Here is a 23,614-nt window from a genome sequence, read left to right on the forward strand (position 1 = left end):
CTGGAGGCGCGGCATCTCTGCTGCTCAGCCACATCTCCCAGCACTAGCGAGGCTCGAATGATCGACCCGGTGACGCTCGACGGTCAGTCCGCCATCGGAACCTTCGACCAGAAGCGGGCCGAGAACGCGATCCGCGAGCTGCTGCTCGCGGTCGGCGAGGACCCGGATCGCGAAGGGCTGCTGGAGACCCCGGCCCGGGTGGCCCGGGCCTACAAGGAGATATTCTCCGGGCTCTGGCAGGAGCCCGAGGACGTGCTGACCACCACCTTCGACCTCGGCCACGACGAGATGGTGCTGGTCAAGGACATCGAGCTCACCTCGGTCTGCGAGCACCACCTCGTCCCGTTCCGCGGGGTCGCCCACGTCGGCTACATCCCCTCGGTCAGCGGCAAGATCACCGGCCTGTCCAAGCTGGCCCGGCTGGTCGACGTCTACGCCCGCCGCCCGCAGGTGCAGGAGCGGCTGACCAGCCAGGTGGCCGACGCGCTGATGCGGATCCTGGAGCCGCGCGGTGCGATCGTCGTGGTCGAGTGCGAGCACATGTGCATGTCGATGCGCGGAATCCGCAAGCCCGGGGCCAAGACCATCACCTCGTGCGTGCGCGGCCAGCTGCGCGACCCGGCGACCCGGGCCGAGGCGATGAGCCTCATCATCGGGCGCTGAATCGGGCGCTGAGCCTGCCCGTTCCTCAGCCGCGCGGCTCGCGGTCGGGGACCGGGGCCAGCTTGTCGCTGATCCACTCCAGGGCGGCCGGCAGCTCGCGCTTCCAGGTGTCGAAGCTGTGACCGCCGTCGGCCAGGAAGAGCGACTCGACGCTGAACTCCGGGTGCGCGGTGGCGACCGGCTGGGCGACGGCCAGGAACTGCTGGGTCGCCGCGTAGTTGTCCTCGGTGCGGGTGGAGACGACCAGCAGCGATGCCTTGGGGGCGGGCAGGTTCTCCAGCCGCCAGGTCAGGTCGTACTGCTGGGCCAGCCCCGGGTTGCCGGAGTACAGGTCGCCGCTGCTGCCGAACGGGTCGGGCACCACCTTGTAGTCCGCGTGGAGCCCGGCCGCCGCGCTGTACGTGTCGGGGAAGCGGTCGGCCAGCCGCAGCGCGCAGCCGCCGCCGGTCGAGTAGCCGAGGACGCCCCAGGAGCCGGCCGAGCGGCTGACCCGGTAGGCCGAGCGCAGCGCGGCCGGGACGTCCTTGGCGAACCAGGTCTCGGTCTGCGGCCCGCCGGGGACGTCCACGCACTCGGTGTCGCGCGGCGCGGCCACGCTGGGACGGGCCATCACGACGATGGTCGGCGCCATCTTCCCGGTGCGCTGGAGGTCCCAGATCGTCTTCGGCTCGTCCATCTCCTGCATCAGGTGCAGCGGGGTGCCGGGAAAGCCGGCCAGGCTGAGCAGGACGGGAAAGCGCTCCCGGGAGTACTTCGGATTGAAGTACTCAGGCGGCAGGTAGATGAACATCTGGTCGGAGAGACCGGACTCCTTGCCGTGCACCAAGATCGACTCCCACTTGCCCACCTGTTCGGGAGTGCCCTGCGGGAGGTCGTCGACCGTGTCCAGACCGCCCTCGGTGGTCGGCTGGACCAGCGCATCGGTCTTCGGAGGACTGCTCTTGCCCGTTCCGCCGACCGGGGGAGCCAGCGCCAGCGGGGCGTCGCCCGGATGGAGCAGGTCGGTCCAGGACGAGTAGAAGCCGAAGGTGTTGTTGACGGCCAGCGCACAGACCGCCAGGACGGTCAGCTGAGTGGCCGTCAGCAGGCCGATCCGGCCGAGCATCGGCAGCAGCCGCTGCGGGGCCAGCCTGGGCCACAGCCAGAGTGTCGCCAGCACGGTCAGGACGGCGAGTGCGACCAGGGCATACACCAGACCGCTGCTGGTCAAATTCATGCGACGGGCTCCCCGGGCGGTGGTGGCTGTGCTGTCGGTTCATCATCGGAGTGCGGTCGGGGCACGGCCACCGGAGTTCGTCCCCTACACCGGGGGAACGCGACGCGAACGGCGTACGGCACGGGCACGGGGGGAGCCGGTCGGGCGGCTTCACCCACACGAACCAAGGGCCTAGACTTCGGCGTTGCGGTCTGCGCGGGGCGCGGCCGAGCCGCCTGCCGGGCGCTGCGGCTACCACAAGGCCAAGGGATTACCCCCTCTTGACGGTCATTTTGTCAAGGTAAGGAATAAGCATGAAGGTCCACCACGGCTCATCCCTCAGGGTGACCGGACGCCCCTCCGCAGCCTCTACGCTGAGTTTTCATGAGCGTTCCCGTGTCCGCTGAGTCGTCTCCCGAGCAGCCCCGTCGCCGAGGTCTGCAGACGCTGCGAACCCAAGCCTCCACCGTCCCGCGCGCCTGGCTGCCGGGGGCGGTCGGCTATGCCTGTCTGCTGATCGGCCTGGTGGACATCGCCAGTGCGATCTTCCCCAAGCTGAAGCACTCCAGGATGCACACCTGGACCGGCCAGCTCCCGGGCGGCACCACCACCCTCGCCGCGGCCGGCACGCTGATCGTCGGCATCCTGCTGGTGCTGCTGGCGCACGCCCTGCGCCGCCGCAAGCGCCGCGCCTGGCGGATGGTCTGCGTGCTGCTGCCGATCAACACCGCGCTGCACGTCCTGCGCTGGCACCAGATCGGCCCGGCCGTGGTCTCGCTGACGCTGTTCGCGGTGATCCTGCTGCACCGGCGCGAGTTCTACGCCAAGGCCGACCCGCGCACCCGCTGGCGCGCGCTGCTCAACCTGATCGTGATGGGCGCCGTGAGCCTGGGCCTGGGCCTGCTGATCGTCAGCGCCCACCCGAACTCCGAGATGGGCAACCCGGACCTGCTGGCCCGGCTGAAGGAGACCGTCTGGGGACTCTTCGGCCTGGACGGCCCGGTCGACTACCGGACCGACCGGACCCGCGACCTGGTCGGCTACTCGCTGGCCGCGCTCGGCCTGGTGACCGCCTTCACCAGCGGCTACCTCGCGCTGCGCCCGGAGAAGCCCGAGCCGGAGCTGACCCCCGAGGAGGAGGTCAAGGTCCGCGCGCTGCTGGAGCGGCACGGCGAGCGCGACTCGCTGGGCTACTTCGCGCTGCGCCGCGACAAGAGCGTGCTCTTCTCGCCGACCGGCAAGGCCGCGATCTCCTACCGGGTGATCTCCGGCGTGATGCTGGCCTCCGGCGACCCGGTGGGCGACGTCGAGGCCTGGCCCGGTGCGATCAAGGTCTTCATGGCGGCGGCTCGCGAGCACGCCTGGGTGCCGGCCGTGATGGGCTGCAGCGAGGTGGGCGGCGAGGTCTGGACCCGCGAGGCGGGCCTGGACGCGCTGGAACTCGGCGACGAGGCGATCGTGGACGCGAGCACCTTCTCGCTGTCCGGTCGCGCGATGCGCAACGTCCGCCAGATGGTGAAGCGGATCGAGCGCAACGGCTACTCCTGCAAGGTCCGCCGGGTCGGTGAGCTGGACCGCGCGGAGAAGCTGAGGATCGCCGACGCCGCGGCCCGCTGGCGCGGTACCGACACCGAGCGCGGCTTCTCGATGGCGCTGGGCCGCTTCGGCGACCTCGGCGACGACGAGTGCGTGGTGGTCACCGCTCACAAGGCCCCGGAGGAGGGGGAGCCGGCCGGCGACGACCTCAAGGCGGTGCTGCACTTCGTGCCGTGGGGCCCGGACGGCATCTCGCTGGAGCTGATGCGCCGCGACCGCGCGGCCGACCCCGGCCTGAACGAACTGCTGATCGTGGCGGCCCTGCAGGCCGTCCCGGCGCTGGGCGTGCGCCGGGTGTCGCTCAACTTCGCGATGTTCCGCTCGGCCCTGGCCCGCGGTGAGCGGATCGGCGCGGGACCGGTGCTGCGGGCCTGGCGCGGACTGCTGGTCTTCCTCTCGCGCTGGTTCCAGATCGAGTCGCTGTACAAGTTCAACGCCAAGTTCCAGCCGGAGTGGGAGCCGCGGTTCCTGATCTACCCGAGCACCCGGGACCTGCCGCGGATCGGCTTCGCGGCGATGCAGGCCGAGGCGTTCATCACGCTGGGGATGCCGAAGTTCGGGCGCAAGCGCCAGCGGCAGGGCCTGATGCCGACCCCGGCCGGTGCGGAATCGGTGGCTCCGGCCGCCTGACCGGGCGGCGGGCCGTGGCCGGATAATAGGGCCATGAACACCCCGCTGCCCGGCCTTGCGAACCTCGACCGCTGCGCCGTGATGGGCGTCGTCAACGTCACACCCGACTCGTTCTCGGACGGCGGCCTCTGGCTCGATCCGGAGGCCGCCGTCGCGCACGGTCTGGGCCTGGTGGCCCGCGGTGCGGACCTGGTGGACGTCGGCGGTGAGTCGACCCGGCCGGGGGCCCACCGGGTCACCGAGCAGGAGGAGCTGCGCCGGGTCGTCCCGGTGGTCCGCGAACTGGCCGCGGCCGGGGTGGTGGTCTCGGTGGACACCATGCGGGCCGCCGTCGCCGAGCAGGCGGTGGCGGCCGGCGCCCGGCTGGTCAACGACGTCTCCGGCGGCCTGGCCGACCCGGCGATGGCCTCGGTGGTGGCCGACCTCGGGGTGCCGTTCGTGGTGATGCACTGGCGCGGACAGTCGGTGGACATGGACCGCCTGGCGGTCTACCGGGACGTGCTGGCCGAGGTGGTCGCCGAGCTGCGCGAGCGCGCCGACGCGCTGCTGGCCGCCGGGGTCAAGGAGGAGCAGCTGATCCTCGACCCGGGCCTCGGCTTCGCCAAGACCACCGAGCACAACTGGGCCCTGCTGGCCGGGCTCGGCACCCTCACCGCGATGGGTCGGCCGGTCCTGGTGGCGGCTTCGCGCAAGCGCTTCCTGGGTACGCTGCTGGCCGACCCGGAAACCGGGGAGCTGCGGCCGGCCCGGCAGCGCGACGACGCCACCGCGGCGGTGTCGGTGCTCTCCGCACGGGCGGGAGCCTGGGCGGTGCGGGTGCACGATGTCGCGGGGACGGCCGATGCCGTACGGGTCGTGGCGGCCTGGCAGGCTGCCGGGGAGAGCTGACCGAGGGAGTGGGTGGTGGCGTGACTGGTGACGGCGCGTTGAGCAACGGGGCGGCAGCAGGGTCGCTGGAGGCGGACCGGGAGGCCGTGCTGGCAGCAAATCAGCGCCTCTACGACGCGTTGGAAATCGGCGATCTGGAGGCGATAGAGGATGTCTGGCTCTCCGCCGCCGATGCCGACGACAAGCACGGTGTGATCTGTGTGCACCCGGGGTGGCCGGTGCTGCGCGGCCGGGCCCAGGTGACCCGGTCGTACATGCTGATCATGATGAACACGGAGTACATCCAGTTCTTCCTGACCGACGTCGAGGTCGAGGTCCAGGGCGATGTGGCCCTCGTCACCTGTACCGAGAACATCCTCTCCGGCGGCGAGGCCGAGGAGGAGGGCGAGCTGGGTCCGCTGGTCGGCGGCAAGGTCGTGTCGACCAATCTGTTCCGTCGTACCGAGGCGGGCTGGCGGCTCTGGTCGCACCACGGTTCACCGGTGCTGACCAGCGGCGATGACGAGGACGAGGACTGACCCGGGACCGGGCTCGCGGGGCCGGCGGGAATGGGCCGGCGGTCATCTGATGTTCACCGTGCTCGACGGCCCGACGTGCGTGGCCGAGGCCCGGTCCGGGTAGGAGCGCTCCGTCCGTGGCGCCGAGTTGTCATGTGCCACGGGTAGATTCGATGGACGCCGGGCGACGAGGCCTGGCGTTCCAAGATCAGGAGCAGTGATTCAGTTGCTGGACCGCGTCACCCTGCGGGGCCTGCGTGCCCGCGGCCACCACGGCGTCTTCGAGCGGGAGCGGATCGAGGGGCAGACCTTCGTGGTCGACCTCGTGCTCCACCTGGACACCCGCCCGGCCGCGTCCGGCGACGACCTCACCCGTACGGCGCACTACGGCGTCGTCGCGGAGGAGGTCACCGCGATCATCGCGGGGGAGCCGGTCGACCTGATCGAGACCCTGGCCCAGCGGATCGCCGACCAGTGCCTCAAGCACGCGGCGGTCGAGGAGGTCGAGGTCACCGTGCACAAGCCGGACGCGCCGATCACCGTGCCGTTCGACGATGTGACCATCACCATTCACCGGGGCCGCGCATGACGTCCCCGGTGGTTCCGTGTCCGCTCGCTTCAGCCGCAGAGGGAATCCGATGAGCACCAGCGACCCGACCGCCTCGCCGACCACGTTCGACCTGGAGCGCCGGGTGGACTCGGCCGACACCACCCTGCACAACCCGCGCTACGCCGTGGTGGCCCTGGGCAGCAACCTGGGCAACCGGCTGGAGACCCTGCAGGGCGCGGTCGACACCCTGGCCGACACCCCCGGTCTGAAGATCAAGGCGGTCTCGGCGGTCTACGAGACGCCCGCCCTGGGTGGACCGGGCGAGCAGCCCAACTTCTACAACGCCGTGGTGGTGCTGCGCACCACGCTGCCGCCGCGCTCCCTGCTGGAGCGGGCCAACGCGATCGAGGACGCCTTCGGGCGGGTCCGCACGGTCCGCTGGGGCGCCCGCACGCTGGACGTCGACATCCTCAGCTACGAGGGCGTCACCAGCGACGACCCGGTGCTTCAGCTGCCGCACCCGCGGGCGCACGAGCGGGCCTTCGTGCTCGCGCCGTGGGCCGACGCGGACCCGGTCGGCGAGCTGCCGGGCCTCGGCCTGGTGTCCGACCTGCTCAAGGAGCTGGGCGGTGAGGGCGCGCAGGGCGTGGTCCGCCGCGAGGACATCCAGCTGCGCCTGCCGGAGTAGCGCGCCCGCAGGGCCGGTCCGCCCGGTCCGGGGAACTTCGCGAGGGTCCCCGGCCGTACCAAGGAGGGGCGTTCCTCCCGGTACGGTGGCCGGGCGCCGCCAACGCGCGACCGTTCGTGGGGAAGGACCCTGTCCGAGTGAAGCTGCTCCGCCTCCGTCTGCTGGTGGCCATCGTCGTGGTTTCGACGGCGCTGGCCTGGGCCGGTGCCAAGCTCTGGAACTCGCTGGACTCGCTGCCCGGCGTGCCGACCGCGGCGCCGGTGGTGCTGGCGGCCGTCGCGGTGGTGCTGCTGGCGACCGCGATCTCGCTGCGGTCCAGACTGAAGGCGGTCCGCGACCGGGTGCCCGGGGCCAAGGGCGTCGACCCGCTGGGCGCCGCCCGCGCGGTGGTGCTCGCCCAGGCCAGCGCGCTGGTCTCGGCGGTGGCGACGGGCGTCTACGCGGGCCTGGGGATCTTCCTGGCCACGCTGTCGGACTTCAGCGCGCACCAGGGCCCGGCGATCACCGCCGGGCTCGCGGTGGTGGCGGGCGCCGGGGTGATCGCCGCGGCGCTGTGGCTGCAGCACGTCTGCAAGTTGCCCGAGGACGACGGCAGTGGCGGCAAGGGCGCGGCTCACAGCCCCCGGTGACACTCGTTGCGCCTGGTGAGTGATCGACTCCGCTCGGTGGCGCAAGCCGCCTGTCAAGGCCCGGATTGCCCCCGAGGCTGACAGAGGCCTTATTCGCACGCTAGTTTCTTGTTCATGCCACGCGGACGCCACCGTCATTCCTCCGTTCTGAGCCGGGCCCTGCCGCCGGCCGCCGCCGTCGTCCTCACAGTGGCCGCCCTGGCCGCGCTGGTCGCCAGCGGGGACACCGAGGTGGTCCGCTCGGTGGGCTTCGCCGCGGTTCTCGCCGTGCTGGGGCTCGCCCTGGTGCTCCGTCAGCGCGACCGGGCCGCCCAGGCCGCCGCCGAGGTCGCGGCGATCCGGCGGGTCCGGGACGAGGAGCGCTTCGAGGAGCAGCTGGCCGAGGCCGAGTACGCGGCCGAGGTCGCCGAGGAGCGGGCGACCCGGCTCGGCCGGCGGCTGACGGCGGAGAAGTCCCGGCTGGCGAAGGTCGAGACCGAGATGGCCCGGCTGCTGCGCGAGCGCGCGGTCATGGCGGCCGAGCAGGCGCTCAAGGAGGCCGAGGCGACCCAGCGGGCCATCGAGGCGGCCCGGCCCAAGCACCCCGTCACGGCGGTCGCGTACCTGCGGGCGGGCTCCGCGCTGCGGCACCTGGAGCGGCGTGCGCAGGCGGCCCGGACGCAGTGGGAGGCCGAGCAGCGGGCCGAGCGCCGCCGGGCCCTGATGGAGCGTGAGCAGGCCCCGGCTCTCGGCACGGTGGACGACCAGGGCGGCGCGACCCACGAGCAGGCCTCGGCGGCGCCGCGGATCGGCCGGCTGGAGCCGGCCCACCAGACGGCCCGCCAGGTGGCCCAGCAGCCGGTGCGGCAGGCGGTGGCGGCCTCCCCGGTGCGTCCGGTGCTGACGGCTCCGGGGGAGCGGCAGGCCGGTGCGCCGGCCACCGCGATCGTCCCGGTGGAGCGGCAGCGTCCGCGTCCGCAGCCGGCCGGCCAGGGGCGTCCGGCGAACTTCAGCTTCTTCGGCCGTAGCTCGGCCGCGGGTGCGGCGGCCCTGCGCGCGGCCGCACCGGCGCCGTCGGTCGGCAGCGTCAACGAGCTGGCGGACCAGCAGCCGGCCGAGCAGCAGCAGTCGGCCGAGCGGGTGGTGCCGGTGACGGCGGCTCAGGATCTCGCCGACGTCCTCGGTGACGAGGTGGCCGGTGCCGCCGCGGGCGGCGTCCCGCGTCCGGCCGTGGTCGACCTGACGCCCGAGGACGAGACCGAGCTGCTCGACCTGCCGGAGCTGCGCGCCGCGCACTGAGCCGGAACGCAGAGGTCCCCCCGGCGCGGGCGCGCCGGGGGGACCTCTGCGTTCGTCAGAACGCCACGCCGAAGTCCTGGGCGATCCCGGCCAGGCCGGAGGCGTAGCCCTGGCCGATGGCGCGGAACTTCCACTCGGCGCCGTTGCGGTAGAGCTCGCCGAAGACCATGGCGGTCTCGCCCGCAGCGTCCTCGGAGAGGTCGTAGCGGGCGAGCTCCGAGCCGCCGGACTGGTTGAGCACCCGGATGTAGGCGTTGCGGACCTGGCCGAAGCTCTGCGAGCGGGCCGTCGCGTCGTAGATCGACACGGGGAAGGTGATCCGGTCGGCCTCGGCGGGCAGGCCGGCCAGGTCGACCTTGATCGCCTCGTCGTCGCCCGCGCCGTCACCGGAGCGGTTGTCGCCGGTGTGCACGACGGTGCCGTCCGGGGTGCGGAGGTTGTTGAAGAAGACGAAGTGCCCGGCGGACAGCACCTTGCCGGAGGCGTCCAGCACGATCGCGCTGGCGTCGAGGTCGAACTCCGTCCCGGTGGTGGTCCTGGCGTCCCAGCCGAGGCCGACGGTGACCGCGGTCAGCCCCGGGGCCTCCTTGGTCAGCGAGACGTTGCCACCCTTGGAGAGGCTCACTGGCATGGTGTGTGGTGTCCCTTCGTCGCGTGCTCGTGCCCGGAAGAACGAGAGCGCGGGACCCGGCGGTTCCGGATCCGGTCAACCAATTGCCAAGAGATTCCCAAGGAACGGTACAAATGCCAGGTCAGACCCGGGGGAAGCGGCCCTGGACGGTCCAGATGCTGGGGTTGTCGGCGAGCTCCGGGTGCAGGTCGGCCAGGTCCGCCAGGACGTCCTGCAGGAAGTCCCGGGCCTCGCGGCGCAGATCCTCGTGGCGGACCACGGCCGGCGGCTGGTCCAGCCAGGTCGCCGAGATCTCCACCAGGCCGAACCGGCGGGCGAACCGCAGCAGCTCGGTGGACTGGGTGAAGTCGAGGTCCGCGGTCTGCACGGCGGCGGACCGGCTGCCGCGCGGGTCCTGGTCGAGCTGCTCGACGATGTCGCAGAGCGCCCAGGCGAAGTCCAGTACCGGCACCCATCCCCAGGCTGTGGAAAAGTCCAGGCCGTCGGCGTCGAGGAAGACGTCGCCGCAGAACAGGTCGTACCGCAGCGAGCGGACGGCCGCCGAGCGGTAGTCGGTCTGCGGGGGGTCCGGGAAGCGGGGGGAGAGGGAGTAGCCGAGCTCGATCACGGGGCCATTCTCCGGCACGGCGCGGGCGGTGATAACCGGGTGACGGCGCGGTTGCCCGGCAGGGATGATGGACCCATGCCTGAGCCCATCCGCGTCCGGGGATCGGTGGTCGTCCCCGACGCCGAGCTCGTCTGGCGCTTCTCGCGTTCTTCCGGCCCCGGTGGCCAGCACGTCAACACCTCCGACACCCAGGTCGAGCTGCGCTACGACCTGGCCGCCTCGGACGCACTCCCCGAGGTGTGGAAGCTGCGCGCCCTGGAGCGGCTGGCCGGCCGGCTGGTGGACGGCCGGGTCCTGGTCGTCCGGGCGTCCGAGCACCGCTCGCAGTGGCGCAACCGCGAGGTGGCCGCCGCCCGGCTGGCCGCGCTGCTCGGCGAGGCGACGGCGCCGCCGCCCAAGGCCCGCCGGGCGACCAAGCCCAGCCGCGGGATGGTCGAGCGGCGGCTCACCAACAAGAAGCGCCGCTCCGAGGTGAAGCGCGGCCGGGGCCGACCGGGCGCGGAGTAGCCGGCGTACGGGCCCGGACCGGTCAGGCAAGGTCAGGCGAGGTGCCGGTAGCCGCCGCGGAAGTAGAGCAGCGGCGGCCCGTCCGGTGACGGCACCCGGGCCTCCAGCACCCGCCCGATCAGCAGCGTGTGGTCCCCGGCGGCTATCCGCTGCTCGGTGCGGCACTCGACGGTGGCCAGCGCGCCCTCCACCAGCGGTGCGCCGGTGGCCGGGCCGCGGTGGTGCGGGGTGTCGGCGAAGAGCAGCCGGTCGCTGAGCCGCCCCTTCATGGCGAACCGCGAGGCCACCGTGCGGTGCCGCTCGCCGAGCAGCGAGACCGCCCACAGGTCGACCCGCGAGAGCAGCTCGTCCATTCGGGAGTCCTCGCGCACCGAGACCAGCACCAGCGGCGGCTCCAGCGAGACGGACAGGAACGACGTCGCGGTCATTCCGGCGTCCTCGGCCGGCCCGGCCTCGCCCTGGTCGTGCACGGTCAGCAGCGCCACCCCGGCGGCCAGCTGGGAGAGGGCGGCCCGGAACTCGTCCGGCGTGGCGAGGGAGGCAGCTGCGGGCTGCGGCGACATGGACACGTACTGCACGGTAGTCGGCGCGCGGGGGCCGCGGCATCGGGCGGTGGACCTAGTCGGTCCTAGGACCATTTCCGGAGAGTGGGCCGATCGGCGGTCGCCGGATTCACCCTGGGCGGGGCCGACCTCACCCGCAGGGGTGACGTGGCAGGGCCCGGCGGCGGGCAGGCGGCTTCAGTTCCGGCCGTCCACGACCGACGTCGAAGGTGGCCATCGCGGAATCGTGTCCGGGCATGACCGAGATGAACCGGGTTTGCCTGTCTATGGGTTGTGTGATTTGAGTCACAAGTGACGACCTATTGCTGACCGAGCGTGCCGAATGCTGTGCTCGCTGTGATTCAGTTCTTCTGGCAATCGGACGATAACCATCAAGACCTATCCGAAGAAGCCGGGGAGCCCCCGCATGGAAGCCGAGTCGGAGCCGTACGTCCGTCTCGCGACCCTCCGCACCTTGCACCGGGTCGTGGCGGACCTCAACGCTGCCCGCAGCCTGGCGGGCACCCTCCAGGCGGTGGTCGAGGGCTCGGTGCACGGGCTCGGCTTCGGCGCGGCCGCGGTGAGCCTGGTGCGGCCGGACGGCGACCTGATGGTGGCCGCCGTCTGGGAGTACGAGGAGCGCGAGTTCGGCGGACCCTCGGTGCTGCTGGGCCAGGTGGGCTCGCGCGAGTCCTGGGACCGGCTGCTGGCGGTCAGCGACCACTGGGGGACCCTGCGGTTCCTGCCGCACGACCGCGGCTGGGCGGTCGGCGCCGACATCCCGCGCTGGACCGGAGACGGCCCGCTGCCGGTCTACGCCAACGACTGGCACCCCGAGGACGGCCTGCTCGCGCCGATGTACAGCGCCGGCGGCGACCTGCTCGGCGTCCTCTCGGTGGACCGCCCGCGCAGCGGCAAGCGGCCCGGCGCGTGGACCAGGGAAGCCCTGGAGATGTTCTCGCTGCAGGCCTCGATCGCGATCGGCAACGCCCGCCTGCGGGCCGAGATGCAGCGTGCGCTGGCCCGCCTGGAGAAGGAGCAGCAGGCGCTGCTGGCCAGTGAGGAGAGCTTCCGCCAGGCGTTCGAGTACGCGCCCAGCGGGATGGCCATCACCGAGCTGCACGGCGCCGCCCGGGGGCAGCTGACCCGGGTCAACGACGCGCTCTGCCGCCTGCTCGGCCGCCCGCGCGCCGCGCTGCGCCAGCAGAGCTTCCTCGACCTGGTGCACCCCGACGACCGCGGCCTGCTGGAGCGCACCAGCGCCGAGAGCGGCCGGGCCGAGCTGCGGCTCTCCCGCCGGGACGGCGGCTACCAGTGGGTCTGCCTGCGCAACTCGGTGGTCGCCGACGCCGCCGAGGGGCCGAGCTTCCTGCTCACCCACGTCGAGGACATCGAGGACCGCAAGCGCCACGAGTTCCAGCTCGCCCACCGGGCCAGCCACGACGCGCTCACCGGCCTGCCGAACAGCGCCGAGCTGCGCAGCCGGCTGGCCCGCCGGCTCTGTCCGCTGCCGCAGGGCCCCGGCGGCGCCGCCGCGCACGGCGCGGCCACCTGCGCGCTGGAGGGCGCGGCCGCCTCGCACAGCCCGTCCGGCTCGTACGGGCCGCACAGCCCGCGCAGCGGCCAGGAGGCGCTGGAGGGCGCGCCGGGTGGCGCGGGGGCGCCTGGCGGTGCGTCAGGGGCACTGGAGGGGCTGTCGGGGCCCGGCGCCGGCCGCACGATGCTGATGCACGGCTACGGCGAGCACGAGCGCTACTCAGGATCCGGCTACGGCGGGCGGGACGTCATCCCCGAGCGGCCGCCCGGCTACGGCGAGCCGCCCCCCGACCACGTGCACGCGGTGGTCCCGGCCGACCCGGGCACCGCCGCGGAGCCGTGGAGCGCCCCGTTCCGCGCCGGCTCCGGTGCGGGCGCGGCGCCCGCGGCCCAGAAGGGTCTCGCGGTGGTCTTCTGCGACCTCGACGGCTTCAAGTCCGTCAACGACCGGTTCGGCCACAACGCCGGGGACGCGGTGCTGGTGGAGGTGGCCCGCCGGCTGCAGCAGGTGGTCCGTGAGGGTGACACGGTGGCGCGGCTCGGCGGTGACGAGTTCGTCGTGCTCGCCGACGGCATCGGCTCGGAGGAGGCCACCGAGCTGGCCGTCCGGCTGCGCAACGCGATCATCCCGCCGATGCGGATAGCCGGACGCGTGATGCGGGTCGGAGTCAGCCTGGGGATCGGCTGGGCGGGCTGCGGGATGAGCATCGAGGAGGTGCTGCACGCCGCCGACAAGCGGATGTACGACGAGAAGCGGGCCCGCGGCGGCGCCGTCCGCGGTGCCCGCGGCGAGCGCTCGCACCGCCGCGCGGGCTGATCCGGGCGCCCGCACGGGCGCCGGTGAGCCGACTCTTACTTTTTTCCCTGCCATGTGCTGCGGGTAGTGTGCCGTGCGTACGGCCAGACAGGGCGTCGGGGCAGGACACGGCATTGGGGAGTTGAGCACCGCGATGACGGACGGCAGCAGCGGAGCGCCCGAGAACGGTGCGGGCGGGCCCGCGCAGGACGACGACGTGTTCGCGTACCTCTACCGACCCGCCGAGGGCGAGGAGGGGGCGGAACGCGCGCCGGTGGCGCCGCGCAACGCCTACCAGCGTCCGATGGAGGTCGGCCGGGCGCAGTACGGCCAGCAGCAGCCCTACCGCCAGTACCCCCAGCAGCAGCCGCCCCAGCAGCACCAGCAGGGCCAGCGGCCGCAGGGCCCCGGCGCCGAGTCGACCACCCAGCTGCCGCAGCAGTCCCGCTACGCCGAGCGCTCCCGTCCGGCGCCCGGTGAGGACACCCCGCGCGGGCGCGGCAAGGGCCCGGTGATCGGCGTGGTGGCGGTGGTCGCGGCCATCGCGATCGGCTCCGGCATCGCGCTCTCGGGCAACGACGCCAAGGACACCAGCGCGGGCGGCCACCCGGTGTCGAGCACCGGCTCGACCCACGCCGGCTCCTCCGGTTCGCCCGGCTCCACCTCGCCGTCGGCCTCCCCGTCCCCGTCGGCCGGCCAGACCGGCAGCGCCGGCAGCGTGCTGGACGCCTCCAAGGCGCAGGCGCAGAACGCCCCGTCGGCGAACACGATCAAGGGTGCGGTCTCCTCGGACGGCAGCTACCTGACGCTCCAGACGGGCTCCTCGGTGACCTGGACGGTCACCGTGCCCACAGCCGGTAAGTACAAGTTCTGGATCCACTTCAACAACAGCGGCGACCTGGTGCAGGCCGCGGTCGCCGTCAACGGCACCGACCGCAGCGGCGGGGTGCCGTTCAAGAACTACGGCGCCAAGGGCGCTGACCCGACGCAGTCCTGGTACTCCACGAACATATGGCCGGACCTCCAGGCGGGGACCAACACCCTCACGGTGTCGGCCCCGTCCGGAGGGTCCGTCCTGATCGACCAGGTGGCGGTCACCACGTTCGACGTGAACAGCTACCCGACCGGCGGCGCCGCCCCCGCGCCGGCGTCGAGCTGAACCGGGCTCCTGCGCCTGCGGCCTGACCAATCGTCAGGTTGCGGCCGCAGGGGCGAAGCGGTCGCCGCCGACGATCCACTCGCCGCGGCGGACCACCGCGAGCAGGTCGTACGAGGCGGAGTCCAGCACCACCAGGTCGGCGTTCTTGCCGGCCTCCAGGGTGCCGATCGAGTCGGACAGGCCGAGCAGCCTGGCCGGCGTGGTGGAGATCGACTGGACGACCTGCGGCAGGCTGAGCCGGTTGATCGTCACGGAGCGCTTGAACGCCACGTCCAGGGTGAGGGTGGAACCCGCGATCGAGCCGCCCTCGACCAGCCGGGCCACCCCGTCGGTGACCTGCACCTGGAGCGGGCCGAGCGGGTAGCGGCCGTCGCCCATGCCGGCGGCGCCCATCGCGTCGGTGATCAGCGCGACCCGCTCGGCGCCGGCCGTGCCGTACGCCAGGTCGAGCACCGACGGGTGCAGGTGGGTGCCGTCGTTGATCAGCTCGACGGTGACCCGCTCGTCCTCCAGCAGGGCGACGATCGGGCCCGGCGCGCGGTGCTGGACGCCCGGCATCGCGTTGAACAGGTGGGTGGCGACGGTGGCGCCGGCCTCGATCGCCTCCAGCGTCTTGGCGTAGTCGGAGTCGGTGTGGCCGACGGCCGCGATCACGCCCAGCTCGGCCAGCATCCGGACCGACTCCAGGCCGCCGGGCAGCTCCGGGGCGAGGGTGACCATCCTGGCGTGGCCGCGGGCGGCGTCCACCAGCTTGCGCACCAGCGCCGGGTCCGGGTCGCGCAGCAGGTCGGGGCGGTGCGCGCCGCAGCGGTGCTGCGAGATGAACGGGCCCTCGAAGTGGATGCCCGCCAGCACGCCGTCCTCGACCAGTTCGGACAGTACGGCCGCCTGCCGGCAGAGTTCGTCGATCTCGCCGGTGACGGTGGAGGCCATCGTGGTGGTGGTGCCGTGCTCCAGGTGGGCGCGGGCCGCGGTCAGCGCCTCCTCGGCGATGCCCTCGGTGAACGCGCCGCCGCCGCCGCCGTGCACGTGGAGGTCGACGAAGCCCGGCACCACCGTGCAGCCGGTCAGGTCGAGGTCGCCGGCCTGCGCGGTGCCGCCGACGGACTCGATCGTGCTCCCCGCCAGGGTGAGGCGACCGTCCTCGACCACGCCGGTGGGCAGCACCAGCCGCGCGCCGGCCAGCACTGTACGCACAGCAGTCACTCGGTCACCTCCGTTGAGAGCAGATCCCAGGCGAGCAGACCCGCGCCCAGGGATGCCGCGGTGTCCTTGAGCGTGGCCGGGACGACCTTCGGGGTCATCTGGAAGGTCAGCCGGTCGCTCACCGCCGCGCGCAGTGGTGTGAAGAGCGTGTCACCGGCTTCGGCGAGCCCGCCGCCGACGATCACGGTCGACGGGTCGAGCAGGCTCTGCGCCAGCGTGATGCCGTCCGCGAGGGCGGCCACGGCGTCCTGCCAGACCGCCAGGGCCCGCTCGTCGCCGGCCTCGACGGCCGTCGCGCAGTCCGAGGCCTCGGCGCGCGGGTCCCCGCAGGCCTCGGCCCAGGCCCGGGAGACGGCCGAGGCCGACGCCAGGGTCTCCAGGCAGCCGCGGGCGCCGCAGCCGCACCGGGGACCGCCGGGGCGGACCACCACATGGCCGATCTCGCCCCCGTAGCCGTGCGCACCGGCCTCGATCCGGCCGCCGATCCCGATCGCCCCGGCGATGCCGGTGCCCAGCGCGATGAAGAGGAACCGGTCGACCCCGCGGCCGGCGCCGAGCCGCCCCTCGGCGAGCCCGCCGGAGCGGACGTCGTGGCCCAGCGCGATCGGCATGGCCTCGCCGCCGGGGCCGGCCAGCCGCTCGCCGAGCAGCTTGCGCAGTGGCAGGTCCCGCCAGCCGAGGTTGGCGGAGAAGACCGCGATCCCGTTCCTCTCGTCGATCGTCCCCGGTACGGCGACGCCCGCGGCGAGCGGCCGGCAGCCGAAACGGCTGAGGCCCTCGTCGGCGAGGTCGGCGGCGAAGTCGAGGATGGTGGCGACGACGGCATCGGTGCCGTGCTCCCGCCCGGTCGGTCGGCGTGCCTCGAACAGCACGGAGCCGTCCTGGGCGAGCAGCGCGGCCTTCATGCCGGTGCCGCCTACATCGAGTGCGATGACGTGCTTCACGGGGGACAGTTTCCCTTGGCCGAGGACGAGAGGTCTAGTCCAGTGGCGTGATTGGTCTGAGCCACGGGCAGTGAGCTTGGTCGCGTCCTCCCAGGATGGACCACCTGGGTGTCTCTCGGGAGGGGTCAGAGCTGGACCGACCGGGTGAGTGCGCGCGGGTGGTCGGGGTCCAGGCCGCGCGCCTCGGCGAGGGCGACCGCGAGGCGCTGGGCGCGCACCAGATCGGCCATCGGGTCGAGGCCGTCCGGGCCCGAACCGGCCACCAGCAGGCCGCCGGTGCGGGCGATGTCCTCGGCCAGGCCGTCCGGCAGGGCGCCGAACATCCAGGCCGCGCGGCCCGGCGCGGTGATGGCGATCGGGCCGTGCCGGTACTCCATCGCCGGGTAGGACTCGGTCCAGGCGCTCGCCGCCTCACGCATCTTCAGGCCCGCCTCCAGCGCCAGGCCGTTGGTCCAGCCCGCGCCCAGGAAGGTGACCTGCTCGGTGGCGACCAGGCCCTGCGGCAGCGGCTCGGTGACCGCGCGCTCGGCGTCGTCGGCGGCCTCGGCCAGGCTCTTCAGCCCGGGTGCGAGGGCGCCCTGGGTCTCCAGGTGGGCGCGCAGCAGGGCGAGTGCGGTGGTCGCGAAGCGGGTCTGCACCACCGAGCGCTCGTCGGCGAAGTCCAGCACCACGACGTGGTCGGCGGCCTGCATCACCGGGGTGGCCGGGTCGCCGGTGAGGGCGGTGGTGGGGGTGTGGCCGCGCAGCCGGTCCAGCAGCGCGAGCACCTCGGTGGTGGTGCCGGAGCGGGTGATCGCCACCACTCGGTCGTAGCGGCGCCCGTACGGGAACTCGGAGGCCGCGAACGCGTCGGTCTCGCCGTGCCCGGCGGCCTCCCGCAGGGCGGCGTACGCCTGCGCCATGAACCAGGACGTGCCGCAGCCGACCACGGCGACCCGCTCGCCGGCGGCGGGCAGGGCGGGCGAGGACGGGCCGGCCAGTTCGGCGGCGCGGCGCCAGCAGGCGGGCTGGGTGGCGAGCTCCTCGGCGGTGAGCGAGCTGCCCGTGGTGGTCATGCCAGTCATGCCGACGTCTCCCTTGGTTGCGTGAAAGTGATTGATTTATAGCTGTTTTGCGCATGAGTGCGCAATACCCTGATCCGAGGGTCGAACGCGCGCCGCCCCTCGCGCGGCTCTGTGCGACGCTGTCACCGCAGTGCTCGTCGAGAAGAGGGAGTGGCACGGCGTGTCCAGATATGAGCGGTGGAACAGTCTCCTTGAACTCCTTGCCGAACACGGCAAGTTGGAGGTCGAGGAGGCGGCTGCGGCGCTCGATGTCTCGGCGGCCACGATCCGTCGCGACCTCGACCAGCTGGCCCGCCAGCAGATGGTCACCAGGACCCGGGGCGGCGCGGTCGCGCACAACGTCTCGTACGACCTGCCGCTGCGGTACAAGACCGCGCGCAACGCCGGTGCCAAGCAGCGGATCGGCGCAGCGGTGGCCGGGCTGATCGCCCCCGGGGAGGTGGTCGGGCTGAACGGCGGCACCACCACCACCGAGGTGGCGCGCGCGCTGGCGGTGCGCCCCGAGCTGACCGAGCGCGCCGAGTCGGGCGCCGGCCAGCCGCTCACCGTGGTCACCAACGCGCTCAACATCGCCAACGAGCTGACGGTCCGTCCGGCGGTGAAGATCGTGGTCACCGGCGGGGTGGCCCGGCCGCAGTCATACGAGCTGATCGGCCCGCTGGCCAGCGCCGTGCTCGGCGAACTCACGCTGGACGTCACGGTGCTGGGCGTGGACGCGCTGGACGTCGAGGTGGGCGCCACCGCGCACCACGAGGGCGAGGCCAGCGTGAACCGGCTGCTCGCCGAGCGGGCCCGCCGGGTGGTGGTGGCCGCCGACTCCAGCAAACTCGGCCGCCGCGCCTTCGCCCGGATCTGCGGCCTCGACCGGATCGACACGCTGGTGACCGACGAGGCGGTGGACGAGGAGCTGGTCCTCGCCTTCTCCGACGCCGGGGTGCGCGTGCTGGCGGTGTGACCTGGACCTGTGTGACCTGGACCTCCCGGTCGGTTGCACGCTGTGCAACGCGACCGGGCACTTCGGTAACGTTCGGCGGGCGGAGCCCTCTGGTGTGGACCACTGGGGGTCCGATTTGGCAACGTTTCGGACACCCCTCGTAACCCCTGACGAGGTCCCCCCGTAGCTCGAAGGCGGTCCCCCGTGTTGAACTCCCGGCTCTGTGCTGCCCTGGCGACGGCCACCCTGCTGCTCTCCGGGTGCGGAACGCTGGGGCTGGGCTCGGACGGCACGGTCACCCTGAAGCTGGTCGCGGCCGACTACGGCGACAGCGAGGCGAACAGCTCCACCCACTACTGGAACGACGTGGTCAGCCGCTTCGAGGCGGCCAACCCCAAGATCAAGGTCGACGTCCAGGTGCTCGCCTGGACCGACATCGACGCCAAGGTCGCCGCGATGGTCAAGTCCGGCCACTCGCCCGACATCGTGCAGACCGGCGGCTTCGCCGACAAGGCGCAGGCCAACGAGCTCTACCCGGTGCGCGAGGTCCTCTCGATGGACACCGAGGCGAACCTGCTGAACGTCTTCGACCAGGCCGGGCAGGTGCTCGGCACCCAGTACGGCATGCCGTTCGTCTCCTCCTCGCGGGCCTTCTTCTACAACAAGGCGATCTTCGCGCAGGCCGGCATCAGCCAGCCGCCGGTCACCTGGGCCGACCTGAAGGCGGACGCCGACCTGATCCGCGCCAAGGTGCCCGGCGTCACCCCGTACGCGCTGCCGCTGGGGCCCGAGGAGGCCCAGGCCGAGTCGATGATGTGGATCAACAGCGGCGGCGGCCAACTCGCCGACGACGCGGGGAACTACGCCCTCAACAGCTCGCAGAACATCAACACCTTCACCTGGCTGCGCACCAACCTGGTGGAGACCCACGACACCTACCCCGACCCGTCGACGGTGGACCGCGGGAAGGCCTTCGCCGACTTCGCGGCCGGCAAGGTGGCGATGCTCAACGGCCACCCCACGCTGATCCAGCAGGCCGCCCAGGGCAAGATCGACTACGGCACCGCGCCGATCCCGCGCAAGGACGCGGCCGCCAAGCCCACCACGCTGGGCGTTGCCGACTGGATGATGGCCTTCACGGCGAACGGGCACCGGGACCAGATCCGGACCTTCCTCAACTTCGCCTACCTCAAGCAGAACATGCTCAAGCTCGACGAGACGTACAACTTCCTGCCGGTCACCCAGGACAGCCTGGACGCCATGACCGCCGGCGGGCAGCACAACGACCTCAAGCCCTTCCTCGACGCGCTGCCCAACGCCAGCTTCTACCCGTACGGCGACCCGGCCTGGGACACCGTCAGCGGACGGCTCAAGAAGGACATCGGCAAGGCCGTCAAGGGCGACCCGGGCCAGCAGCTCGGCACGCTGGAGCAGTACGCGACGGACCAGGCCAAGAGCGCCCGCCAGCAGTAGCACACTTGCGGTATGAGTGGTGGAGAACTGAGCGAGCGCGAGATCGCCGTGCTGGCCCTGGAGGGCCGGGCCTGGCGGACCCAGGGGGCCAAGGAGCAGGCGGTCCGGGAGGAGCTGGGGATCTCCAGCACCCGGTACTACCAGCTGTTGAACGGCCTGCTGGACCGGGAGGAGGCGGTCGCGCACGCCCCGGTGCTGGTCTACCGGCTGCGCCGGATCCGCGACGCCCGCCGCGCCGAGCGTTAGGGGCGGGCGGGCCTGGGTAGGGTCGCTGCCATGGGCCCTGCTGCGTTCGAACCGAGCACACCGTCCGGCCGCGCGGGGCTGGCAGCCCTGCTGGCGGCACCCGCCGAGGCGGTCGTCGCGCTGGACTTCGACGGCACGCTGGCCCCGATCGTCGCCGATCCCGAGCAGGCCCGCGCCCACCCCGGCGCGGTCCCCGTGCTGGCCGAGCTGGCACCGCTGGTGCGCGCGGTGGTGGTGGTGACCGGCCGCCCGGCGCAGGACGCCGTCCGGCTCGGTGGCTTCGCGCGGGTGCCCGGCCTTGAGCACCTGGTGGTGCTGGGCCACTACGGCGCCGAGCGCTGGGACGCGGCGACCGGGGAGCTGCGGGCCACCCAGGTGCACCCGGGGGTGGCCGGGATCCGGGCCGGACTGCCGCCGCTGCTCAAGGAGTTGGGGGCTCCCGAGGGCACCTGGACGGAGGACAAGGGCCGTTCGCTGGCGGTCCACACCCGGCGCACCGCCGATCCGGACGCCGCCCTGGAGCGACTGCGCGAGCCGCTCGCCGAGCTCGCCGCCGCGCACGGCCTGGTGGTCGAACCCGGCCGGATGGTCGTGGAGTTGCGCCCGCCGGGGGTCGACAAGGGAGCCGCCCTGACGGAGTTCCTGCGGGCGGTGGGCGCCGGCTCGGTGCTCTACGCCGGTGACGACCTCGGCGATCTGGCCGCCTACGCGGCGGTGCGCGAGCTGCGCGCCGAGGGCCTTCCCGGACTGCTGGTCTGCGCCGGCCCGGTGACCGGCGAGTCGCCGGTGCGCGAGGTGGCCGAACAGGCGGACCTGGTGGTGCCCGGGCCCGGCGGGGTGGTCGCGCTGCTGGAGAACCTCTATACGAGCGCGTCCAGTTGATCGAGGAACCACTGCTGAGGGGATAGCGCGACGGCCGCCGCGGCCAGCCGCTTGGTCCGCTCGGTCCGCTCGTCGGCCGGCATCGACAGCGCGCGGTGCAGCGCCTCGGCGGTGGCGACCACGTCGTACGGGTTGATCGTCAACGCGTCCTCGGCGAGCTCCGCGTGGGCACCCGCCTCGCGGGAGAGCACCAGCGCGCAGCCCTGGTCGCTGACCACCGGGATCTCCTTGGCGACCAGGTTCATGCCGTCCCGGATCGGGTTGACCAGAGCCACGTCGGCGAGCCGGTAGGCGGCCAGCGAGCGGGCGAAGTCGTCCTCGACCTGGAGTATCAGCGGCTGCCAACTCATCGTTCCGAACTCGGTGTTGATCTCCTCGCTGATCCGCCGTACGGCCGCGGTGTAGGAGCGGTACTCGGCCAGGTCCTGCCGCGAGGGGTAGGCGAAGGCGACGTGCACCACCCGCTCGCGCCACTCGGGCCGGGTGCGCAGCAGATGGCGGTAGGCCAGCAGCCCGCGCACGATGTTCTTGCTCAGCTCGGTGCGGTCCACCCGCACGATGGTCTTCCGCTCGCCCACCGCGCGGCGCAGTGCGGCCAACCGCTCGTCCACGTCGGGTCGGTGGGCCCGCTCGCGGAGGAACTCGCCGTCCGCGCCCAGGCTGTGCACGCCGAGCTTGGTGGTGCGGCCCTGGAAGGTGACCGAGAGGTCGACTCGGTCGACCTGCGCGCCCAGCAGCTCCGCGCAGCAGTCCGCGAAGGCGGTCGCCCAGCGGCGGGTGTGGAAGCCGGCCCGGTCGGCGCCGAGCACGCCGGTCAGCACCTGCGCGGCGATGTCGTCGGGCAGCAGCCGGAAGTAGTCGACCGGGGCCCAGGGGATGTGCGAGAAGTAGCCGATCCGCAGGTCCGGGCGCAGCTCGCGGAGCAGTGCCGGGGTCAGCGCGAGGTGGTAGTCCTGCACCAGCACCGCCGCGCCCGGCGCGGCCTCGGCGGCCAGCGCCCGCGCGAAGGCGGCGTTGTACTCCTCGAAGGAGGCCCATTGCTCGCGGAAGCCGGCGTCGAAGGACGGCGCGGTCGGGGTGTCGTACAGCAGGTGGTGGACGAACCACAGGGTGGAGTTGGCGATCCCGTTGTACGCCTGGTCGAAGACGGCGGGATCGATGTCCAGCATGCGGACGGCCTGCCCGCCGACGTCGAAGCCGCCGCGGTCCAGCCGGCCCTGCGGGGACTGCCGGGCGGCCGCCCGGTCGGCCTCGCCCAGCGCCGCGCAGACCCAGACCGCGTTCGGGTCCTCGATCGCGGAGAGCCCGGAGACCAGGCCCCCACCGCCGCGCCGCAGGGTCAGCGTCCCGTCCGGCGAGCTGCTGAAGGAGACCGGACCCCGGTTGGAGGCCACCAGAATGCGTGCGGTCGTCAGTTCGGCCATAACTCCAACCTTGCCGTGGTCAGGGGGTGGCAAACCCCCGGTACTCCTCGACCTCGATCATCGGCGGGCGTTCCAGCGCGATCACCGGGTGGCTGTCGGCGGTGAAGGCGCGGGTCCGGGCGTCCCGGGAGAACTGGGTCAGCACCGGTCGGGCGAGGTCCTCGGCGGCCTTCAGGCGGTGCGTGCGGTCCAGACGCTCCAGCGCGGTGCGGTAGATCGTGGCGGCCATCCGGCCCAGCGCCTGGCCGTCCTGGTGGCGGTGGTGGCGCACGCCGACGTCCACCTGGGCCAGTGCGTCCAGGCCGGCCAGCTCCAGGGCGTCCACCAGCAGGCCCAGTTCGACGCCGTAGCCGGTCGGGAAGTGCAGCCGCTCCAGCAGCGAGCGGCGGGCCGCGTACTCGCCGCCGAGCGGCTGGACGAAGCCGGCCAGCTGCGGCCAGTGCAGGTTGAGCAGCGGCCGGGCCACCAGCTCGGTCACCCGGCCGCCACCGGCTGCCACGACCGCGCCCTCGGTCTCCAGCGGACGGTCGTACATCGCCTTGACCAGCTGGATCGCCGGATCGGTGAGCAGCGGGCCGACGATCCCGGAGACGAAGGTCGGGTCGAACTCGCGCAGGTCGGCGTCGACGAAGCAGACGATCTCGCCGGAGGTCACCAGCAGCGAGCGCCACAGCACCTCGCCCTTGCCGGGTACGGCGGGAAGCCGCGGCAGGATCGTGTCGCGGTGCACCACCCTGGCGCCGGCCGCCGCCGCGACCTCGGCCGTCCGGTCCTTCGAGCCGGAGTCGACCACCACCAGCTCGTCCACCAGCGGCAGCCGTTCCATCAGCTCGCGGCGGATCACCGCGACGATCTCGCCGACCGTGGACTCCTCGTCCAGCGCGGGCAGCACCACGCTCACCGTGCCCGCCCGCCCGGCGGCCCGCTTGGCCGCGAGCAGCGCGGACTCGGGCCGGTCGGCCGCCGTCCAGGAGCGGCGGCGCAGCCAGGATGCGGCTTCCGGGAGTAGTGCGGGACTCTGCTCGGCTGGCAAATCTCGCTCCTTGTCT

Annotated in this window: 24 protein-coding genes; 15 read left to right on the forward strand and 9 right to left on the reverse strand. The window is 72.9% G+C overall.

Going from position 1 to position 23,614, the window contains the following annotated elements; genetic code table 11:
* The first annotated feature begins 57 nt into the window (after nt 1–57).
* Nucleotides 58–663, forward strand: a complete 606-nt coding sequence (folE, locus tag P3T37_RS16265; RefSeq protein WP_035798818.1) for a GTP cyclohydrolase I FolE — start codon at nt 58–60, stop codon at nt 661–663.
* 25 nt (nt 664–688) lie between these two features.
* Here folE and P3T37_RS16270 read toward each other — a convergent pair whose 3' ends face one another.
* Complete coding sequence (locus P3T37_RS16270; RefSeq protein WP_280724371.1) at nt 689–1,879, reverse strand: alpha/beta hydrolase-fold protein; 1,191 nt, start codon at nt 1,877–1,879, stop codon at nt 689–691.
* A 363-nt stretch (nt 1,880–2,242) separates the two neighbouring features.
* Here P3T37_RS16270 and P3T37_RS16275 point away from each other — a divergent pair, with 363 nt between their 5' ends.
* The 7 genes from P3T37_RS16275 (at nt 2,243) to P3T37_RS16305 (ending at nt 8,614) form a co-directional block, all read left to right on the forward strand.
* Nucleotides 2,243–4,084: a phosphatidylglycerol lysyltransferase domain-containing protein gene (locus P3T37_RS16275; RefSeq protein ID WP_280724372.1), complete on the forward strand. Its 1,842-nt coding sequence runs from the start codon at nt 2,243–2,245 to the stop codon at nt 4,082–4,084.
* A gap of 33 nt (nt 4,085–4,117) precedes the next feature.
* Nucleotides 4,118–4,972, forward strand: coding sequence for a dihydropteroate synthase (folP, locus tag P3T37_RS16280; RefSeq protein ID WP_280724374.1), 855 nt, complete (start codon nt 4,118–4,120; stop codon nt 4,970–4,972).
* Between the two features lie 20 nt (nt 4,973–4,992).
* On the forward strand, nt 4,993–5,490 hold the full coding sequence (locus P3T37_RS16285) for a nuclear transport factor 2 family protein (protein WP_280724375.1): 498 nt from the start codon (nt 4,993–4,995) through the stop codon (nt 5,488–5,490).
* Between the two features lie 208 nt (nt 5,491–5,698).
* Nucleotides 5,699–6,058, forward strand: a complete 360-nt coding sequence (folB, locus tag P3T37_RS16290) for a dihydroneopterin aldolase (RefSeq protein WP_035801807.1) — start codon at nt 5,699–5,701, stop codon at nt 6,056–6,058.
* A gap of 49 nt (nt 6,059–6,107) precedes the next feature.
* On the forward strand, nt 6,108–6,707 hold the full coding sequence (gene folK / locus P3T37_RS16295) for a 2-amino-4-hydroxy-6-hydroxymethyldihydropteridine diphosphokinase (protein WP_280724376.1): 600 nt from the start codon (nt 6,108–6,110) through the stop codon (nt 6,705–6,707).
* A gap of 137 nt (nt 6,708–6,844) precedes the next feature.
* Complete coding sequence (locus P3T37_RS16300) at nt 6,845–7,336, forward strand: DUF3180 domain-containing protein (protein ID WP_280724377.1); 492 nt, start codon at nt 6,845–6,847, stop codon at nt 7,334–7,336.
* A 114-nt stretch (nt 7,337–7,450) separates the two neighbouring features.
* Entirely contained in the window at nt 7,451–8,614 is a 1,164-nt protein-coding gene (locus tag P3T37_RS16305; RefSeq protein ID WP_280724378.1) for a hypothetical protein, read from the forward strand.
* A gap of 55 nt (nt 8,615–8,669) precedes the next feature.
* On the opposite strand, the gene P3T37_RS16310 is transcribed toward P3T37_RS16305, so the two are convergent.
* Together P3T37_RS16310 and P3T37_RS16315 are read right to left on the reverse strand one after the other, a co-directional pair.
* Nucleotides 8,670–9,245 carry a TerD family protein gene (locus tag P3T37_RS16310; protein WP_280724379.1) on the reverse strand — a complete coding sequence of 192 codons (576 nt, stop codon included), beginning with the start codon at nt 9,243–9,245 and terminating at the stop codon, nt 8,670–8,672.
* Between the two features lie 121 nt (nt 9,246–9,366).
* The gene (locus P3T37_RS16315) at nt 9,367–9,852 is read right to left on the reverse strand and encodes a hypothetical protein (protein ID WP_280724380.1); all 486 of its coding nucleotides are present in this window, start codon (nt 9,850–9,852) and stop codon (nt 9,367–9,369) included.
* A gap of 75 nt (nt 9,853–9,927) precedes the next feature.
* Between P3T37_RS16315 and arfB the strand changes: the two genes are divergently transcribed.
* Nucleotides 9,928–10,359, forward strand: coding sequence for an alternative ribosome rescue aminoacyl-tRNA hydrolase ArfB (gene arfB / locus P3T37_RS16320; protein WP_280724381.1), 432 nt, complete (start codon nt 9,928–9,930; stop codon nt 10,357–10,359).
* Between the two features lie 32 nt (nt 10,360–10,391).
* On the opposite strand, the gene P3T37_RS16325 is transcribed toward arfB, so the two are convergent.
* On the reverse strand, nt 10,392–10,922 hold the full coding sequence (locus P3T37_RS16325) for a flavin reductase family protein (RefSeq protein ID WP_280724548.1): 531 nt from the start codon (nt 10,920–10,922) through the stop codon (nt 10,392–10,394).
* 406 nt (nt 10,923–11,328) lie between these two features.
* Here P3T37_RS16325 and P3T37_RS16330 point away from each other — a divergent pair, with 406 nt between their 5' ends.
* Both P3T37_RS16330 and P3T37_RS16335 read left to right on the forward strand, forming a co-directional pair.
* The gene (locus P3T37_RS16330) at nt 11,329–13,254 is read left to right on the forward strand and encodes a diguanylate cyclase (RefSeq protein WP_280724382.1); all 1,926 of its coding nucleotides are present in this window, start codon (nt 11,329–11,331) and stop codon (nt 13,252–13,254) included.
* 133 nt (nt 13,255–13,387) lie between these two features.
* The gene (locus tag P3T37_RS16335) at nt 13,388–14,392 is read left to right on the forward strand and encodes a hypothetical protein (protein WP_280724383.1); all 1,005 of its coding nucleotides are present in this window, start codon (nt 13,388–13,390) and stop codon (nt 14,390–14,392) included.
* A gap of 33 nt (nt 14,393–14,425) precedes the next feature.
* Here the strand turns inward: P3T37_RS16335 and nagA are convergent, their stop codons facing one another.
* The 3 genes from nagA to P3T37_RS16350 form a co-directional block, all read right to left on the reverse strand.
* Nucleotides 14,426–15,598 carry an N-acetylglucosamine-6-phosphate deacetylase gene (gene nagA / locus P3T37_RS16340; protein ID WP_280724384.1) on the reverse strand — a complete coding sequence of 391 codons (1,173 nt, stop codon included), beginning with the start codon at nt 15,596–15,598 and terminating at the stop codon, nt 14,426–14,428.
* Nucleotides 15,595–16,542 (reverse strand): ROK family protein, encoded by a 948-nt coding sequence (locus P3T37_RS16345; RefSeq protein ID WP_280724385.1) that lies wholly within the window; start codon nt 16,540–16,542, stop codon nt 15,595–15,597. Before P3T37_RS16345 ends, nagA begins: the two co-directional genes overlap by 4 nt.
* 125 nt (nt 16,543–16,667) lie before the next feature.
* Complete coding sequence (locus P3T37_RS16350; RefSeq protein ID WP_280724549.1) at nt 16,668–17,597, reverse strand: SIS domain-containing protein; 930 nt, start codon at nt 17,595–17,597, stop codon at nt 16,668–16,670.
* Between the two features lie 169 nt (nt 17,598–17,766).
* Here P3T37_RS16350 and P3T37_RS16355 point away from each other — a divergent pair, with 169 nt between their 5' ends.
* The 4 genes from P3T37_RS16355 (at nt 17,767) to otsB (ending at nt 21,141) form a co-directional block, all read left to right on the forward strand.
* Nucleotides 17,767–18,561 carry a DeoR/GlpR family DNA-binding transcription regulator gene (locus P3T37_RS16355; RefSeq protein ID WP_280724386.1) on the forward strand — a complete coding sequence of 265 codons (795 nt, stop codon included), beginning with the start codon at nt 17,767–17,769 and terminating at the stop codon, nt 18,559–18,561.
* A 183-nt stretch (nt 18,562–18,744) separates the two neighbouring features.
* Entirely contained in the window at nt 18,745–20,013 is a 1,269-nt protein-coding gene (locus P3T37_RS16360) for an extracellular solute-binding protein (protein WP_280724387.1), read from the forward strand.
* 12 nt (nt 20,014–20,025) lie between these two features.
* Nucleotides 20,026–20,259: a DUF3263 domain-containing protein gene (locus P3T37_RS16365; RefSeq protein ID WP_280724388.1), complete on the forward strand. Its 234-nt coding sequence runs from the start codon at nt 20,026–20,028 to the stop codon at nt 20,257–20,259.
* 30 nt (nt 20,260–20,289) lie between these two features.
* Nucleotides 20,290–21,141 carry a trehalose-phosphatase gene (otsB, locus tag P3T37_RS16370; RefSeq protein ID WP_280724389.1) on the forward strand — a complete coding sequence of 284 codons (852 nt, stop codon included), beginning with the start codon at nt 20,290–20,292 and terminating at the stop codon, nt 21,139–21,141.
* On the opposite strand, the gene P3T37_RS16375 is transcribed toward otsB, so the two are convergent.
* Nucleotides 21,120–22,565, reverse strand: coding sequence for a trehalose-6-phosphate synthase (locus tag P3T37_RS16375; RefSeq protein WP_280724390.1), 1,446 nt, complete (start codon nt 22,563–22,565; stop codon nt 21,120–21,122). The genes otsB and P3T37_RS16375 overlap by 22 nt on opposite strands.
* Nucleotides 22,566–22,584: 19 nt before the next feature.
* On the reverse strand, nt 22,585–23,598 hold the full coding sequence (locus tag P3T37_RS16380; RefSeq protein WP_280724391.1) for a glucosyl-3-phosphoglycerate synthase: 1,014 nt from the start codon (nt 23,596–23,598) through the stop codon (nt 22,585–22,587).
* Nucleotides 23,599–23,614 lie beyond the last annotated feature (16 nt).

Source organism: Kitasatospora sp. MAA4, from assembly GCF_029893355.1.
GTDB lineage: Bacteria > Actinomycetota > Actinomycetes > Streptomycetales > Streptomycetaceae > Kitasatospora.